Origin of the sequence: Vibrio sp. 10N.247.310.17 (genome assembly GCF_041466605.1) — a bacterium.
Lineage (GTDB): Bacteria > Pseudomonadota > Gammaproteobacteria > Enterobacterales > Vibrionaceae > Vibrio > Vibrio tasmaniensis_A.
On record NZ_JBFSTC010000217.1, the window covers coordinates 1 to 1,448 of the forward strand.

The 1,448-nt window shown below is 50.7% G+C and carries 1 protein-coding gene; it reads right to left on the reverse strand.

Translation table 11 applies throughout. The annotated features are described in order from the left end of the window. A partial coding sequence (gene mobF / locus AB6D80_RS24955; protein WP_372189920.1) for a MobF family relaxase occupies positions 1-1,448 on the reverse strand: 1,448 nt, incomplete at both ends.

Below are 1,448 nucleotides of genomic sequence, written 5' to 3' on the forward strand. Positions count from 1 at the left end.
TGGGTAGTGTGGCGCTGCTCTGGTGAAAAGAGCTGACCGACCCAGGCGCTGAGTGTTTGACTCTTGCGCTGTACGCTCTCCATGCCCTCAGTCTTGGCTTTCACGCTTTGGGAGACCAATTGGACACGCTTACCGCTGTGATTGCCTACATTGAGTAGCTGCTGCGCAATACCCTGTGATGAGCCGTGTACATTGACCACATGGAACTGTTTGGTGGAGTGGTACAGCTCGGTCAGTATACGCTGCTGGCTTTCAGGGATAGCGAGCTTGTTGAGCGTGTTCGATTCAACGTGGGTGCGCATGTGATGCGCACGACCTTGTGTGCTGTCGATAAGCGCTTGTTCGTTATCAATTAAGCCTTTGGTGGTGTATTGCCCTTTTTGACTGAGTCCTATCAAGTCGCCCTGTTTAATCATTGCATCCGCGACTTTTTTGATATCAAGGGCGTTGAGTTGCACGCCGCCTTTGGTGAACTCTGAGGCGGTGAGTTCAATGATTTTTTCAAGGTGTAACGCAGTGCTGTATTGCCCTAGATGGTCAATGGCTCTGCTGATCGCGGCTTTGGTTTCACCGAGTGGCGGGGTATTTTGCGCTTCCTTTACTTGTTGCGCCATGGTGACAAGCTCTGCAGGCTCATACCCTTGCTCTTTTACGGTGCTTTGCCACTGTTTGTTGAGGCTGTCACTGCTCTGGTAGGTTTTGCTTTTACGAGTATCGAGGTTTGCTACGTCTTTCGCCGCGCGCGAGTCAAAGCCTAAATCGAGTGTGCGTTGGTCAATTTGTTGTTTGCGAGTGGACGACGCATCAAGAATAGGCTGAGGGACACCGCTGATTTCGAACTGACCGTTGCCGACGCCTCGCGTGGAATAACCGAGGGTTTCTGCCTCTTTAGCTAATTGGCTCTGGTACAAGATACCGTAGTATTTTTGGAAGTTGTAAATGCGCTCGCCAGTCCCGTTAATCACGCCCCCTTTTTGTTTTAGGCTGGTTGATAAAGCGCGTAAATCTCCTTCTTTATCGCGCGTCATGTTAGCGGCTAGCGCGTGCGAATGCACTTGCATGTCATTTTCACGGCTGGTCTTATGGCGTACGACTGCAAATAGCATCGAATCCGTATTTTCGTATTCTTGAACGCCTTTCTCATGGGTGACTTTGACTTGTGCTACGTCTTTCTCCAGCTCTGTTAAGGCGAACTTCACGGCGTTATTGTGCGCTTCAATGAGGCGGCTATCTCCGCCAATAAGCGCAAGAACGCTGAGGGATTTGGGCGCAGAAAAGGTCAGGTCGAAGCCCGATTTATGATCATCTCGTTTTCCTTTAATGGTTTCACCGCCAAGACTGCCTGAGAGTACCGATTCTAGGGTGGCTTGCTCTACGGGTTTACCCGCCAGTCCCGCTTCGATGGCCAGCTTGCCATGCCAGAAGGTGTTTTCTTCTTGGTCTTTTTC